Source organism: Cellulomonas carbonis (assembly GCF_014636275.1).
GTDB lineage: Bacteria > Actinomycetota > Actinomycetes > Actinomycetales > Cellulomonadaceae > Actinotalea > Actinotalea carbonis.
Genome location: NZ_BMEB01000002.1, coordinates 640,912 through 655,594, shown reverse-complemented (window position 1 = coordinate 655,594; position 14,683 = coordinate 640,912). Strand labels below are relative to the sequence as shown.

Below are 14,683 nucleotides of genomic sequence, written 5' to 3'. Positions count from 1 at the left end.
CGCGGGCACGGTCAGCGCGTGCGGGGGCCGCTCGCGAGACGACGGCGGACCGCGGCGGCCGTGCGACGGCCCGAGACGAGGGCGCCCTGCGCGGACGCCGTGTCGCGGTGGTCGCCGCACACGAGGACGCCCTCACCCAGGTCGACGGCGCGACGGTGCTCGAGGGGCGGCGGCTGGGCCGGGAGCGCGTTCCGGACCTCGTGCCGGACGACCTCGCGCCACGCCCGCGGGTCGACGCCGAACATCTCGCCCGCCTGCCGCCGCGCGGCCGTCTCGTCGGGCGCGTCGTCGCCCAGGAGGCAGCTCACCTGCACGAGGTGCTGCCCGGCGGGTGCGTACGACGGCGCGACCGCGCTCACGACCGACGCGTTGACGACGGGTCCACGCCGTCGGCCGTCGACCACCTCGACAGGCAGGTCGGTCGGCGGCTCGTCGGTCGCGTACCAGTGCGTGACGACGCCCTTCATCGCGGGTGCGGCCACGCCGACGAGCCGCTCCGCCGTGAGCGCGTCGGTCGCGACGACGACGGCGCGCGCCTCGGTGACACCCGACGACGACGTCACGCGCACCCCCGGCCCGGTCCGCTCGACCCGCTCGACCCGCTCGCCGAGGGACACGTCGAGCCCGGCCGCGAGCTGGCGCGGGATCGCGTCCATGCCCGACGACGGGACGCCCGGCGTGCCGAGCACGAACGAGCGCACGAGGAGCCGGACGAACGCCGCGGACGTGCTGCCCTCGTCCTCGAGCACGACCCCGGCGACGAACGGCTCGAGCACCTCGCGGCGCAGGCGGCCGGTGACGCCGGCCGAGGTCAGCGAGTCGGCGAGCGGCGCGTCCGGCGCGCGGAGCAGCCGACCGACCGGACCGAGTGCGGGCGCCGCCCAGCGCGCGAGGGCCACGAGCTCGCGCGGTCGCACGTAGCCGCTGCGCAGGGTCGCGGGCAGGTGCCGGGGGGCGCGGCGCGGGTCCGCGAGGAGTGCGAGGCGGTCGTCCTGCCGCACCGCGACGCCCGCGAGGAACGGGCGCAGGTCGAGCGCGTCGACGTCGAGCAGCTCGCGCACCGCGGGGTACGCGGGGTTGAGCACCTGGAACCCGCGGTCGAGCGTGAAGCCGTCCACGCGGTCCGTGCGCACGCGACCGCCGACGCCGTCCCCCGCCTCGAGCACGCGCACGGCGAGCCCGTCACGCGCGAGCTCGCGCGCGCACACCAGGCCGGCGAGCCCCGCCCCGACGACCACCACGTCGCAGTCCATGGACGGCACCGTAGGCGGCGGCGCGCCGGCCTGCGCACCGACGCGGCCCCCGGGTGCGTACGTGCCGCGCCGTCGTCCGACCGAGCCGGGCGGTGGGCGTGCACGCCCGTCCGGGTGATCCCTCTCAAGCGCCGCGAATCGGACGCCGATGTGCGTCCTGGACGCCGAGGAGGCACAGCATGACGAGCAGCACCGACGGGGCGGGCGGGTCGGACGGTTCACCCGTCGCAGGCTGGTACGCCGACCCCACCGGACCGGGCGAGCGGTGGTGGGACGGCCGGCGGTGGACCGAGCACGCGCGCGCCGTGCCGACCCCGGCCGCGGCCTGGTCCGTACCGGTCGTCACCTCCGCGACGGTCACCCCGGCGGTCCCCGTCACCGCGCCTGCCGGTGCGTGGCTCCCCGCCGACGTCCCCGCAAACCTGGCGGACCCCGGCTCGTCCGGCACCGCGACGACGACGTACGGCGGGCACGTCGCGCAGCCCGGCTTCGGCGCCCCGGGCGGCTTCGGCACCCCGGGCGGCTTCGGGACGGCCCCGGGCGGCTTCGGCACCCCGGGCGCGTTCGGGACGGCCCCGGGCGGCTTCGGCACCCCGGGCGCGTTCGGGACGGTCCCGGGCGGCTTCGGCACCCCGGGCGCGTTCGGGACGACGCCGGGCGGCTTCGGCACCGGGCCCGTGGCCCACCCGCTCCCGGCCGCTCCCTGGGCGTCGACCGCGTACGGACCCCCGCCGGGCAACGGCTCGGCCACCGCGTCGCTCGTCATCGGGCTCGCCGCGCTCGTCCTCGGGCTGACCACCGGGATCGTCTACGGGTCGCTCTTCGGCGTCGTCCTGGGCGTCCGAGGTCTGCAGCGAGCCAAGGAGATCGCCGCCCAGGGCCACCCGCCGGTCGGTCGGGCACGTGCGGCGTGGGGCCTCGGCCTGTCGGTCGTGATGTTCGTCGGCGTGCTCGCGCTGAAGCTCGCGACGGTCTGACCCGACCGCCACGGCCGGACCGCGACGACCCGACCGCGAGGGCTCGCCCGACCACCGGGCACGACCGGTGCCGGCGCGCTCAGGACGACGACGGCGCCCCGTCGCTCCCCACCGCGACGTCGTCGTCGTGCGCCGCCGACACCGCCGACAGAGTCGGTGCCGACCCTGTCGCGCCCGCGCCCGCGCCCGCGCCCGCGCCCGCCGCGAGCGCCGCCTGGATCCGCACGTGCCGCTCGAGGAACGCGCGCTCGTCGAGGCGCTTGCGTCGCAGCCACCCGGTGACCTCGTCGTTGCACTTGCTCGCGTTGCACGACGCGCACGCCGGGGCGATGTTCGCGAGCGTGTACCGCCCGCCACGCGAGATGGGCAGGACGCAGTCCCGCTGGAGCGCCACGCCCGTCGCCCCGCAGTAGGCGCACCCGCCCCACGCCTCGACCAGCGCGGCCCACTGCGTGGCGCTCAGGTCGTGCTCGACCGCCGCCATGCGCCGTCGTCGGCGGCGCGCGTACCGCACCTGGCGGCTGCGGGCGGGAGGCATGGCGGCAGGGTAGGCCGGTCGTCCCGCAGCGCGCGGCCGCCCCGCCGACGACCACCCGCGGACGGCACGCCGGTCGACGCGGGACAATCGGGACCGTGACCCCGCACTCCTCCGCCCCTGACCTCATCCCCGGTGACCTGCCCTCGCGATGGAACGCCTCCACCCCGACGGCCGACGACGTGCCCGACCTGCACGCGCTGCGCTCGCGGCACGAGGTCGCCGCGAAGGGCCGTGCGTCGGCCGGGCCCGAGGACACGCGGAGCGAGGTCGCGGGCGACGGCGCGGCGGCCCGGACGCACGTCGTCGTGCGCGACGCCGACGGCACCGCACGCGGCTGGGCGACGGCGCAGGACCGTGCCGCCGGGCGCGTGCTCGTCGCCGTCGTCGTCGACCCCGACCTCGACGACGACACGGGTGACGCGCTCGCGGGCGCGCTGTTCGCGTGGGCGGAGCGGGCCGGCGTGGCCCAGGCCCAGGCGCGCGGGCTCGCCGCGACCCAGCTCGACAGCGGCGCGTTCGAGCCCGACGCGCGCCAGCAACGGCGCCTCGAGGCGGCCGGCTACGCGCACGTGCGCACGTGGTGGCAGATGCGCCGGCCCGTCACCGCCGACGACGAGGCCGAGCGCCCGACCGGGCCCGGCGTGCGCATCCGCGCGGTGCGCCGCGAGTCCGGCGGCATGCCCGACGCGGCCGACCTCGTCGCGGTGCACGACGTGCTCGAGCAGGCGTTCGCCGACCACTTCAACCACCACGAGGAGACGTTCGACGAGTTCCTCGCCCGCCTGCGGGCCGACCCGGGCCACCGCTGGGACCACTGGTGGCTCGCCGAGCTCGTCGACGACGGCGCCGCCGAGCCGGTCGGCGCGCTGGTGGCGAGCGCGTCGCTCGACGACGACGGCCGGACGGTCGGCAGCTACGTCGACTACCTCGGCGTGCTGCGCACCGCGCGCGGCCGAGGCGTCGCCCGCTCGCTGCTCGACGCGGTGCTGACCGACGCGGCGGCGCGGGGGCGCAGCGGCGTCGCGCTCGAGGTCGACGCGGACTCGCCGACGGGCGCCGCGTCGCTCTACCGATCGATCGGCTTCGAGACGTCGTACGTCACGCAGTCGTGGCACCGGGACGTCGTCGTCGGCTGACGGTGACGGCGCCTCGGGCGCGCCGCACATCCTGTCCGGTTCGCCCCTTTTTTCCCGGTCACCACCGCGCGTACGGTCGAGACGACCCATCAGCGCTGACGGGGAGGCGGGACCGTGGACGGACGACGCCGGCCGGTGACGGACCGGGGCATGACGCGACGGACGGTGCTCAAGGGCGCCGGGGTGGGGTTCGGCCTCTGGTTCGTCGGGGCGCTCGGCGGGAGACCGGTCGCGCTCGAGGCGGCGGCCGCGCCGGGGGTGCTGCCGCTGCTCGACGCCGCGTCGGTGCCGCAGTGGGTCACGCCGATGCTCGTGCCGCCCGCGATGCCCCGGGCGGGACGCGCGGTCCTGCGCGGCGGGCAGAACGCCGACGTCTACGACGTCGCGGTGCGCCAGGTGAGCCAGCAGGTGCTGCCCCCACCGCTGCCGGCGACGACGCTCTGGGCGTACGGCCCCGCGGCGGCGTCGGGCCCGCGCGCGGCGACGGTCTTCCACGCCCCGAGCGCCACGATCGAGGCGCGCGTCGGTCGTCCGGTGCGGGTGACGTGGCGCAACGAGCTCCGCTCGGACACGGGTGCCTTCCTCCCCCACCTGCTGCCCGTCGACCCGACGCTGCACTGGGCCAACCCGCCCGGCGGGGTCGACGGCCGGGACGGACGCCCGACGTTCTCGACGACGCCACCGCCCTACGACGGTCCGGTCCCCGTGGTGACCCACGTCCACGGCGCCGCGGGCGTGGGCGACGAGAGCGACGGCTACCCGGAGGCCTGGTACCTGCCCGACGCGTCGGACCTCCCGGCCGACCACGCCCGGGTCGGCACCTGGTACGACTTCTTCCGCGCCAGGGCGCAGGCGCTGCACGGCGTCGAGTGGGCCCCCGGCAGCGCGACCTTCCAGTACCCGAACGACCACCGCGCCGCGACGCTCTGGTACCACGACCACACGCTGGGCATGACGCGCCTCAACGTCTACGCGGGTCCGGCGGGCTTCTACCTGGTCCGCGGCGGCCCGGAGGGCGACGACGCGGTGCTCGACTCGCGGACCGGTGCGCCTGCCGTGCTGCCCGGTCCGGCTCCGCGCGAGAACGACGGGTTCCCGAGCTCCAAGCCGTACCGCGAGATCCCGATCGCGATCCAGGACCGGACCTTCCTGGCCGACGGGTCGCTCTTCTACCCGGACACGCGCGCGTTCTTCGACGGGACGGTCGGCCCCTACGTGCCCGACGGCGACGTCGCCCCGATCTGGAACCCGGAGTTCTTCGGCTCGACGATCATGGTCAACGGCGCGACGTGGCCCTACCTGGATGTCGAACGGCGTCGGTACCGCCTGAGGCTGCTCAACGGCTGCAACTCGCGGTTCCTCGTCCTGGACCTGTCCGCGGTGCCGGGCGCCGAGCTGTGGCAGATCGGGTCGGAGGGCGGGCTGCTACCGGCCCCGGTCGACCTCTCGGGGACGCAGCGCGGGCGGCTCCTGCTCGCACCTGCCGAGCGCGCCGACGTCGTCCTCGACCTCACGGCGACGCCCGAGGGCTCGTACGTCATCCGCAACCTCGGCCCGGATGAGCCGTTCGGCGGCGGTGAGCCCGACGGCGACTTCGACGCCGCGGACCCCGCGACGACCGGGCGCGTCCTCCAGCTGCGGGTCGGGCCGGCGAGGTCGCCGGACCTCACGACCCCACCGCGCTTCCTGCGCATGCCGGCGGTCGCACCCGTCGTGCCGAGCGCGGTGCGGCGGCTCGCACTGGTCGAGGAGATGTCGACCGCACCGGAGCTCGCGGAGGACCCGCCGCCGGTCGCGGCGCTCCTGGGCACCGTCGACGGCACGGGACGGTGGACGACCCGCGCGTGGGCGGACGCGGTGACCGAGAACCCGGCGGTCGGGGCGGCTGAGACGTGGGAGATCCACAACGCCACCGCGGACGCGCACCCGATCCACGTCCACGAGACGTTCTTCCAGGTCGTCGACCGTGAGCCCGTCGTCGTCGACGAGGAGGCCGCGACCGTGACGCCCGCGGGCGGCGCCCGGCCGCCCGAGCCCAACGAGTCGGGCTGGAAGGACACCGTCGTCGCCTACCCGGGCGAGGTCACGCGCGTCCGGATGCGGTTCGGGCGCGCAGGTCAGTACGTGTGGCACTGCCACGTCGTCGAGCACGAGGACAACGAGATGATGCGGCCCTACCGGATCGGCCCCGAGCAACCGGGACAGCCCCCGGAGCACGCGCACTGAGCGACGGCGCGGGGTGACGCGCCGCCCTGCCGTCGGTACCGCGCTCCGGGGCCCTGCCGCGAGGCGCTACGCCGCAGCGCGCTCGCCCGCGACGTCGACGCGGATCGCGCAGAGGTGCTCGCGGCGCACGAGGTCCACGAGCTGGTCGCGGGTCGGGACCCGGTCCTCGGCGAGACGCAGGCCGACCTTGCGGGCCGACGCCTGAGGGTGCGACGGGTCGATCCTGCCGAGGTAGTCGTCCGCGGCGGCGCCCGGGGTCTCGACGAGCTCGGCGTGCGCGGGCCGACGCACACCCCGGAGCGTCACCTCGACGTCCGGCAGGTCACGGAGGTTGAGCCGCCACGGGGCGTCGGTCACGACGACGAGCCGTCCGTCCGGGGCCGGGTGGTAGCCGACGGGGATGTCGTAGGTGCGGCCGGTCCGGCGCCCCGTCACGTGCAGCAGCATCAGCTCGTCCTCGCCCCGGCCGGCGCGGCCCGGCGACGACAGGAGCCACCGCATGAACGGGTTCACCGCCCGGATGACGGCCTTCGGCGGGTGCGCGGTCCCGACCGGCTCCCGAGGGGTGCCGTGCCGGCCCGAACCCCGCCGGCGGGCTCGCCTGAGCCCGAGGACCACCACGACGAGCCCTCCGACGACGACGACGGTGCGCATGCGACTCGTCATGACCCCTCCCGGGTGCTCGACGGTCCTCCCAGCCTCCTCCTGCGGAGGCGCCGTGGCGAGAGGCCCGACGCGCGGAGTCACGCCTCCCGGGTGCCGAGCACCACGACCGCGGGCCAGAGCGCCTGAGCCGCGGCGAGCACCCGCTCGGTCAGGCCCGTGACACTCGCGCCGAACGGACCCACGTCCTGCAGCGCGAGGACGAAGACCCCCAGGAGCGCGACCAGCACCCCGGCGGCCGACCGCTGCACGGTCACCGAGAGGACACCACGCTCGCCGCGCCGCCCCGCGAGCGCCGGCCACAGGGACAGCGCACCGAAGGCGACCGCCGCGGCGGCCCCGTGCGCCGCGGGCGCGACGTCGACCGGCAGGAGCGCGACGGCGAGCGTCCCGGCGCCGCCCACGGCGTGCACCACCCGGCCCGGGGTGCGGACGCGACGCACGGCGAGTGCGGTCGCCATGTGCGCGAGTCCCGTCACCGCGAGCGTGCCGCCCATGACCCACGGTGCGCGGGCGTGGGTCGCGGCGAGCGCGCTGATCGTCTCCCCGACCGGGTCGAAGTCGGGCTGGAGCGCCGCGGCGAGCGTCCAGCCGCCGACCAGCGCGACCGGTGCGAGCACCGCGGGGATCGGGGCGCGACGCGCGTTCGGGGAGGTGGTCCTGTCCATGCCCCGGCACGCTACGCACGGTCGCCGCCCGGCACCCGGCGGGCCGGTCGGGCACGGACACGTCGGCGCGCACCCGCGGATCAGGCCGGGGTGCCGAACGCGGACGCCGGGACCTCCGTCTCGCCCTGCTCGATCGCCCGCACCACGCGCTCCGCGACGACGTCGGGCTCCAGCCCCGGCCCGAGCCGTGGCGCCTCGCCGGCGATCGGACGTCCCGCGAGCCCCGTCTCCGTGTGCGGCGGCCGGACGTCGACCACGCGCAGCCGCCGTCGGCGCAGCTCGTGCGCGAGGGCCGCGTCGAAGCCCGTCAGGCCCGCCTTGGTGGCCGAGTAGGCCGCCATGCCCGCGGCCGGGCGCTCGGCGACGACGGCGCTGAGGTTCACGAGGAAGCCACCCGGAGGGAGCACGTCCACCGCGGCGCGCGCGAGCCGGATCGGCGCGACGAGGTTGACCAGCAGCAGCTCGTCGAGGACGTCGTCGTCGAGGTCGCTCACCGCACCGAATGCGACGACCCCCGCTGCGTCGACGACGCCGTCCAGCGGACCGTGCGCGACGGCGGCCCGCACCGCGTCCGCGGGCGCGCTGGGGAAGGTGATGTCGGCCGCGTGGGTGCCGAGTACCGCGGCACCGAGCTCGTCGGCGAGGTCAGCGAGCCGCTCCCCCGAGCGCGCGGTCAGTGTCAGCCGGGTGCCGCGTGCGGCGAGCCGGCGGCAGATCGCCGACCCCAGCCCGCCGGTCGCACCCACGACGAGGACGTGCGCGCCGTCAAGTGCCGTCATGTGCCCCAGGGTCGCACCCGGTGCGGGCGGGCGCCCGACTCCGCGGCACACGCTCGACGGGTGCCCTGGAGCGTTGGCCGACGGTGAGGGGCGGGAGATCGCCGTCGGCGGAGGCTCGCTGCACGACGCCCGCTCGGCGGCGGCCTCGCCGACCTGCGGCATACTCGCGTCGAGGGTTCCGTCGAGGGTCTCGCGGAGTCGCGGGTGGAACCCCCGGGCCTCTAGCTCAACTGGCAGAGCAGCGGACTTTTAATCCGCGGGTTGTGGGTTCGATCCCCACGGGGCCCACCGACCGGCATCCTGCTTCGGCTGATGCGTGACACCACCTTCGGCTGATCCTTGACGCCCCGCGACCCGCACCGCGTGGCACCACCACGCCACCCCGCCCGCCGAGGGCCCTTCGTCCCCCGAACCACCCCGTGCGCCGTCCCTAGCCTCGAGTGGTCGATCGAGCGAGGAGCCGTCGTGCCGTCGTCCGCAGCCCCGGAGTGGTTCCCGTTCGCGCTGCGGCTCGACCCCCTCGCCGCGATGCTCAATGCCGAGCTCTCCGACCACCCCGTGTACGACGGCGTCGAGCTGCAGTGGTTCGACGACGACGTCCACGGCACCGGGATGCTCGCGTTCCTCTCGCGCCGTGAGGACCGGACCGTCGACTACTACGCCGCACCTGGCCTGCGGCTTGATCCGCGCGGCTACGGCATCGGGCGCGGTACCCGGTCGTGGACGGTGACGACGTTCGACGAGGCCACCCTGCGCGTGGAGCCCGACGGCGTCGTCGCGCGGGTGCGCTTCACGGACGTCGACGGCCGGACCGTCGAGGTCGACGTGGACGACCGGGACGGTCGACCGCGACGACGGGCGCGCATGCTCGCCCCGGTGAGCTCCGGGATCGAGTCGCCGCGCTCGCTCCTGGTCGTCTGGATGCACGAGTTCGACCTCGTCCACGTCACCGACCGTCCGCCCGCCTTCCGCATCGACGGTCAGGACGTCGCGACCGGTCGCCTGCCCGGCCGGGCGCTCCACCGCCGCCACCTCGTCAAGTACGCGGGGCCGCTGTGCTCGGTCGAGCTGTGCGCGGGAGATGCCGATCCAGCGAGGCCCGACGACGACGCCCGCGTCGAGACGACCGCCGACGGCTCCGGCGTGCGGGCCGTCGTCGTCGCGCGTCCGCCGCACAGCGCGCGGCTGCTCCTCGACCCGCCGTTCCCGGACCCGGCCGCGCTCGAGCCGGCCGCCGCGCGGTCCGGGCGCTGGGCGCTGCACGTCGACGACGCGCCCGTCACGACCGGCGCCTGGCACCTCGAGCGGTCCGACGACGACGTGGCGATCGCCCTCGACCGGCTCACGCCCTGGCGCCCCGTGGCCCTGCCCCCGCTGATGCGCGTCGTCACGAGGCTCGTCCCCGTGTTCCGGCGCTGGCCCACGACCTACGCGTGGCACGGCACCGCAACGGTCGCCTCACCGGGGGCCGTCACCGGCACGTGGCGGCGGACCGGTGGCCACGACGGACGCGCGTACCGTCGCGCGACCGGCAGCTGACCGACCGCGGACCGACCACGCGCTCCGGAGTCCCCGCGCGCCGCTCCCCTCCCGCGCCTACTGTCCAGACGTGATCGAGATCGAGCCCGTCGCGCTGGGCTACGCGGCGATCGGTGTCGCGACGCTCCTCGCCGCTCTCCTGCCCAAGCTGCTGCGCAAGGCACCCGTGTCGATGCCGATGCTCTTCGTCGCGGCCGGCATGGTCGCGTTCGCGCTGATCCCCGAGCTGCCGACCCCCGACCCGGTCGAGTACAACCACGTCGCCCTGCGCCTCACCGAGATCTGCGTGATCGTCTCCCTGATGGGCGCGGGCCTGGCGATCAACCGCCCGTTCGACCGGCGGCGCTGGGCCTCGACGTGGCGCCTGCTGGGGATCACGATGCCGCTCACGATCCTCGCCGTCGGCGTCCTCGGCTGGGCGGCCCTCGGCCTGGGCGTGGCGAGCGCGGTCCTGCTCGCCGCCGCGCTCGGCCCGACGGACCCCGTGCTCGCCACGGAGGTCCAGGTCAGCGAGCCGGTCGACGAGCCGGGCGCCGACGACGACGAGACCCGCTTCGCCCTGACCTCCGAGGCCGGCCTCAACGACGGGCTCGCGTTCCCGTTCACGTGGGCCGCGGTCGCGATCAGCCTGTCGGGCGTCGCGCCCGGCGGGTGGCTCGGCCACTGGCTCGCCGTCGACGTCGTGTGGCGCATCGCCGTCGGGGTCGGGGTCGGCTGGCTCGTCGGGGCCCTGCTCGGCCGCCTGTTCTTCTCGGGTGTCGCGGAGCGCATGCGGCTCGCCGACCACGCGCAGGGCTTCGTCGCGCTCGCCGCCACGTTCCTCACGTACGGCCTCGCGGAGATCGCGCACGGGTACGGGTTCGTCGCCGTCTTCGTGTCGGCGTGCGCGCTGCGCGCGTCGGAGCGCGGCGCTGAGTACCACCACGTCCTGCACAGCTTCGTCGAGCAGGTCGAGCGCCTGCTGACCGTGGCGGTGCTCGTGCTCGTGGGTGGTGCCGTGAGCCGCGGCGCGCTCGACGGCATCGGTCTCGTGGAGGTCCTCGTCGTGGCGGCGATCCTGCTCGTGGTCCGCCCCGTGGCGGGCTGGCTCGGGCTGGCCGGCGGCGGGACGGGCCCGCGCGAGCGGGGCGTCATCGCGTTCTTCGGCGTCCGCGGCGTCGGCTCGTTCTTCTACGTCGCGTTCGCCCTGGAGGAGGGGTCGTTCCCGGACGCGGAGCGCCTCTGGGCCGTCATCACGCTCGTGGTGCTCGGGTCCGTGCTCCTGCACGGCGTGACCGCGACACCGGCCATGCGCTGGCTCGACGGTCACCGTCGGGCCGCCGCGCAGGACCCGTCGTCCGACGGCGACCCGGCCCGCACGACCGTCTGACCGGCCCCCGGGGCACCGCGCGTCGGCGGCGCCCCGGGGGCCGAGCCGTCCGTCAGAGCGGCGGGACGGCGAGCTCGATCAGCTCCCGCGCCTGCTCGGGGAACCACTGCCCGGCAGCGGGGTCGACCATGCCGCGCTCCGGGTCCTCCGGACCCGCGGTGCCACGCAGGCACCGTCCGTCCGACTCACCGGGCACCTTGATCCACAGGTACGCGTCGACGAGCTCGTTCCCGGTGTCCGTCGTCGGCCGCAGCCCGAGGCCTCGCTCGGGCGGGTTGCACCACGTCTCGGGGTCCGAGTAGGTCTCACCCGACGCGTCCCACGGGCCCTGGCCGTTGCGGCTCGTGTCGACGACGAAGTGCGTCGTGGGCTCGACGTCGCCGAGGGATGCCGCGTAGCGCGAGCTCACGCCCGCGGTGTTGAGCTCGGGCTCGGGAGCCGTGTCGCTCCACTCGCCGAGCTGGCTCAGCGCGACGCCCGTCCAGTCGTTCGCGGGACCGCCGCTCCAGTACTGGTTGCCGCAGCCCGCGTAGTCGCCGGGCGTGACCTCGGTGACGTAGGCGATGCACGACGAGATCCACGTCCCGTAGTGCACGAGGTTGGCGGTGTACTGGTAGTTGGACGCGTTGAGGTAGAAGCCGTCGGCGTCCTGGACCCCCGCGCGCAGGAGGCGGTCGGTGATGTCGCCGACGTTGAGCCACCCGCTGTGCGTCCCGTCGAGGTAGACGGCCGTGCGCGCGTTCTTCCCGAGCACGTCGACCGCGTAGCGGAGCATCGCGAAGCGCTCGTCGGCCGCGGTCGCGGGGTCCGCCTCCGCGGGCTGGCACCACTCCTGGACGCCCTCGACGGTCGTGTACCAGGGGATGATGCCGAGGCCGTCGGGCTCGAGGACCACGACCGCGTCGCGGTTGCCGATGCCCTGCGCGAGCGCGCGCACCCAGCGGCGGTACTCCTCGGCGCTGCCCGCACCGCCCGCCGAGTACTGCGAGCAGTCGCGGAAGGGCAGGTTGTACGCCACGAGGACCGGGACGTCGCCGGCCTTGTCGGCGTCGCGGACGAGGTCGCGCACCTCGCGCCGCACCTCGGACGGCGAGCCGCCCGTGAACCACACGGCGGTCGGGATCTCGGCGAGCGCGAGGGCGTCGGCCTGCGCCTGGCCCGTGAGCCCGGTGGCCGCCTGGGCCGTCGTGCTGTCGGGGTCGACGTAGAGGGTCGTGCCCTGGTCGAGCACGGGCCCGTCCGCGCGGGGTCCGCCGCGGCCGTCACCGGCGGTCGGCACGGCGGCTGCTGCGGTCAGCGCGACCGCGGCGAGCGCCGCGAACGCGGGCACCAGGGCACGGCCGAGCGGCTGGGGCAGAGGACGTCGTCGTCTCATGGGAGCGCTCCTACAACGGTTCGGGACCACCACGTCGTGGTCGGGGTAGGGCTGCGGCCGACCGTTCGCACACGGGCGTGGGACCGCTCCCCCAATCTCGGGGCCGGGTCGCCGCCTGTCAACCGTTCGGCCCAGCCGTGCGCGGAGGCCGAGGTCGGACGCGCACGCGCAGCGGGATGCGACAACGGCCGTGCCGGGCTCGTATGGTCGGCGCATCGGACCGGTGGCGTCGCCACCGGTCGCACGACCCGGGGCTCGACGCCGAGCCCCGCCGCTCGACGGGAGCTGTCCGCAGCATGACGGGACCGGTGACGCGCGGCGACCACCGCCGCTCCGCGCCCTCCGGCGCGACCGCGCTCGCCGAGCGCCCGAGCCGTCACGACGCCCCGGCGTCCTCCCGCAGGCCGCGTCCGCGGGTGGGCGACCTCGTCGAGCGCGTCGTGCACCGGACGTCGACCGTGCGCCCCGTCACGGGCCTCGTCGTGCTCGCAGCGCTCGTCGTCGGCCTGGGGACGCTCGTCTGGGTCGCGGGCGGGACGAGCCGTGCGACGACCCACCTCTTCTACGTGCCGATCCTCCTCGGCGCCCTGCTCTTCCGGCTGCGCGGCGCGACGCTCGTCGCGGTCGCCGCGTCGATCGCGACGAGCCCGGCGATGCCGATGGACGTCGAGACCGGGGCGACCCAGCCCCCGGTCATGTGGCTCATGCGCACGGCGATGTTCCTCGTCGTCGGAGCCCTCGCGGGCACGGTCGTGGAGCTGCGCGACCGCTCGTTCGACCAGCGCCTCGCCGCGGACCTCATGGAGACCCTCGAGCGACCGTCCGTCGCGCGGACCCCGGTCGAGCGCGCTCTCGTCCCTGCGGTGCGCCAGGTCCTCGACGAGCGGCCGTTCCACACCGAGTTCCAGCCGATCTACGACCTGGCCGACGGGCACCTCGTCGCGGTCGAGGCGCTCACGCGGTTCGACTGCGCGCCCGCGCGGACACCCGACCGCTGGTTCGCCGCCGCGCACGCGGCCGGCCTGGGGGTCGAGCTCGAGATCGCCGCGATCGAGGTCGCCCTGGCCGCGGCGGCCGACCTGCCCGAGGGCGTCGGCCTCGGGGTGAACGCGTCCCCCGCGACCGTCGCGGACGCGCGGCTCCTCGCCGCGGTGCGACGGTTCGACCGTCGTCCCCTCACCGTCGAGATCACCGAGCACGCCGTGATCGAGGACTACCCCGTGCTGCGCGAGGCGCTCGCGGCGCTCGTGTGCCTGGGCGTCGACCTCGCGGTCGACGACGCCGGCGCCGGGTTCGCGAGCCTCCAGCACATCGTCCAGCTCGAACCGGACGTCATCAAGCTCGACATGTCGCTCGCGCAGGACGTCGCGGGCAGCCCGCTGCGCCGGGCCCTCGCGACGTCGCTCATCGAGTTCACCGAGCGCAGCGGCGCGCGGCTCGTCGTCGAGGGGATCGAGACGCTCGCGGACCTCACCGCGTGGGCGTCACTCGGCGCGCACGCCGTCCAGGGCTACGCCGTCGGACGCCCGGCACGGCTCCCGGTGGCGCGCTCGTGCGAGCTCCTCGACACGATGATCCGCTCGGGTCACGCCGCGCGCGCCTGAGCACCACCCCGCCGCACCACCCACCACCGCGGCCCCGGACGTGCGACGAGGGCCGCCGCACGGTGCGTGCGACGGCCCTCGAGCGGGCCTCGCGGCCCGCGACTGCGGTCGGGTCAGCCCTGCGGTGCGAGCAGGAAGCCGACGCCCTCGCCCGACGCGGTGGCGTCGAGCTGCTGGTCGGCCAGCACCTCGGAGGTCGACGGCTCGACGAAGACGCGTGCGCCCTCGGCCTCGATCACGTCGTCGCCGTCGGCGGGCGCGGGGACCAGCGACAGCTCGAAGCTGCCGACCTCCTCGCGGGACGGTGCGATGCGCAGGCCACCCTCCTGGGGGAGGTCGGCGCGCGAGGCGATGTCCTGCACGGCGTGGCGGGCGTTGTCGGTGAGCGTGAGCATGGAGCTCCTTCGGGTTGCTGCAGCGCCGGGCACGGTGCACCCGGGCGCTTTGGGCCCCTCCACCGTCACAACCGACGCCGCTGACCGCAACACGGGTTCCCACCCATCGGACACGGGTCTCGCGGGCGAGCACGCACCGACCGGGACGGACCGGGTCGGAT

13 protein-coding genes and 1 tRNA gene are annotated in these 14,683 nt (G+C 76.0%); 7 read left to right on the top strand and 7 right to left on the bottom strand.

Translation table 11 applies throughout. The annotated features are described in order from the left end of the window. Window positions 1-11: 11 nt before the first annotated feature. Window positions 12-1,253 carry an NAD(P)/FAD-dependent oxidoreductase gene (locus IEV86_RS08185; protein WP_043602662.1) on the bottom strand — a complete coding sequence of 414 codons (1,242 nt, stop codon included), beginning with the start codon at window positions 1,251-1,253 and terminating at the stop codon, window positions 12-14. Window positions 1,254-1,432: 179 nt separating this feature from the next. Here IEV86_RS08185 and IEV86_RS08180 point away from each other — a divergent pair, with 179 nt between their 5' ends. Further along, window positions 1,433-2,230 (top strand): DUF2510 domain-containing protein, encoded by a 798-nt coding sequence (locus IEV86_RS08180; RefSeq protein ID WP_188484617.1) that lies wholly within the window; start codon window positions 1,433-1,435, stop codon window positions 2,228-2,230. 79 nt (window positions 2,231-2,309) lie between these two features. On the opposite strand, the gene IEV86_RS08175 is transcribed toward IEV86_RS08180, so the two are convergent. Continuing rightward, window positions 2,310-2,768, bottom strand: a complete 459-nt coding sequence (locus tag IEV86_RS08175; protein WP_081978464.1) for an HNH endonuclease — start codon at window positions 2,766-2,768, stop codon at window positions 2,310-2,312. Between the two features lie 95 nt (window positions 2,769-2,863). Here IEV86_RS08175 and IEV86_RS08170 point away from each other — a divergent pair, with 95 nt between their 5' ends. After that, entirely contained in the window at window positions 2,864-3,904 is a 1,041-nt protein-coding gene (locus tag IEV86_RS08170) for a GNAT family N-acetyltransferase (protein WP_152605535.1), read from the top strand. 150 nt (window positions 3,905-4,054) lie between these two features. Next, window positions 4,055-6,130, top strand: a complete 2,076-nt coding sequence (locus tag IEV86_RS08165; RefSeq protein ID WP_081978469.1) for a multicopper oxidase family protein — start codon at window positions 4,055-4,057, stop codon at window positions 6,128-6,130. A 66-nt stretch (window positions 6,131-6,196) separates the two neighbouring features. Here IEV86_RS08165 and IEV86_RS08160 read toward each other — a convergent pair whose 3' ends face one another. The 3 genes from IEV86_RS08160 to IEV86_RS08150 all read right to left on the bottom strand — a co-directional run bounded on the left by IEV86_RS08160 (window position 6,197) and on the right by IEV86_RS08150 (window position 8,240). After that, window positions 6,197-6,796 carry a nitroreductase/quinone reductase family protein gene (locus tag IEV86_RS08160; protein ID WP_152605534.1) on the bottom strand — a complete coding sequence of 200 codons (600 nt, stop codon included), beginning with the start codon at window positions 6,794-6,796 and terminating at the stop codon, window positions 6,197-6,199. Between the two features lie 77 nt (window positions 6,797-6,873). Then, window positions 6,874-7,461, bottom strand: coding sequence for a DUF998 domain-containing protein (locus IEV86_RS08155; protein WP_052425838.1), 588 nt, complete (start codon window positions 7,459-7,461; stop codon window positions 6,874-6,876). 80 nt (window positions 7,462-7,541) lie between these two features. After that, entirely contained in the window at window positions 7,542-8,240 is a 699-nt protein-coding gene (locus IEV86_RS08150; RefSeq protein WP_043602713.1) for an SDR family NAD(P)-dependent oxidoreductase, read from the bottom strand. A gap of 215 nt (window positions 8,241-8,455) precedes the next feature. Between IEV86_RS08150 and IEV86_RS08145 the strand changes: the two genes are divergently transcribed. From IEV86_RS08145 to IEV86_RS08135, 3 genes are all read left to right on the top strand, one after another. Beyond that, window positions 8,456-8,528, top strand: a tRNA-Lys gene (locus tag IEV86_RS08145). A 177-nt stretch (window positions 8,529-8,705) separates the two neighbouring features. Continuing rightward, window positions 8,706-9,779, top strand: a complete 1,074-nt coding sequence (locus tag IEV86_RS08140) for a hypothetical protein (RefSeq protein ID WP_043602659.1) — start codon at window positions 8,706-8,708, stop codon at window positions 9,777-9,779. A gap of 70 nt (window positions 9,780-9,849) precedes the next feature. After that, window positions 9,850-11,148, top strand: a complete 1,299-nt coding sequence (locus IEV86_RS08135) for a cation:proton antiporter (RefSeq protein ID WP_081978463.1) — start codon at window positions 9,850-9,852, stop codon at window positions 11,146-11,148. Between the two features lie 52 nt (window positions 11,149-11,200). Here IEV86_RS08135 and IEV86_RS08130 read toward each other — a convergent pair whose 3' ends face one another. After that, the gene (locus tag IEV86_RS08130) at window positions 11,201-12,523 is read right to left on the bottom strand and encodes a glycoside hydrolase family 6 protein (RefSeq protein ID WP_081978462.1); all 1,323 of its coding nucleotides are present in this window, start codon (window positions 12,521-12,523) and stop codon (window positions 11,201-11,203) included. 296 nt (window positions 12,524-12,819) lie between these two features. Here IEV86_RS08130 and IEV86_RS08125 point away from each other — a divergent pair, with 296 nt between their 5' ends. Further along, complete coding sequence (locus IEV86_RS08125) at window positions 12,820-14,127, top strand: EAL domain-containing protein (protein WP_161784012.1); 1,308 nt, start codon at window positions 12,820-12,822, stop codon at window positions 14,125-14,127. 113 nt (window positions 14,128-14,240) lie between these two features. Here IEV86_RS08125 and IEV86_RS08120 read toward each other — a convergent pair whose 3' ends face one another. After that, entirely contained in the window at window positions 14,241-14,522 is a 282-nt protein-coding gene (locus IEV86_RS08120) for a hypothetical protein (RefSeq protein WP_043602657.1), read from the bottom strand. Window positions 14,523-14,683 lie beyond the last annotated feature (161 nt).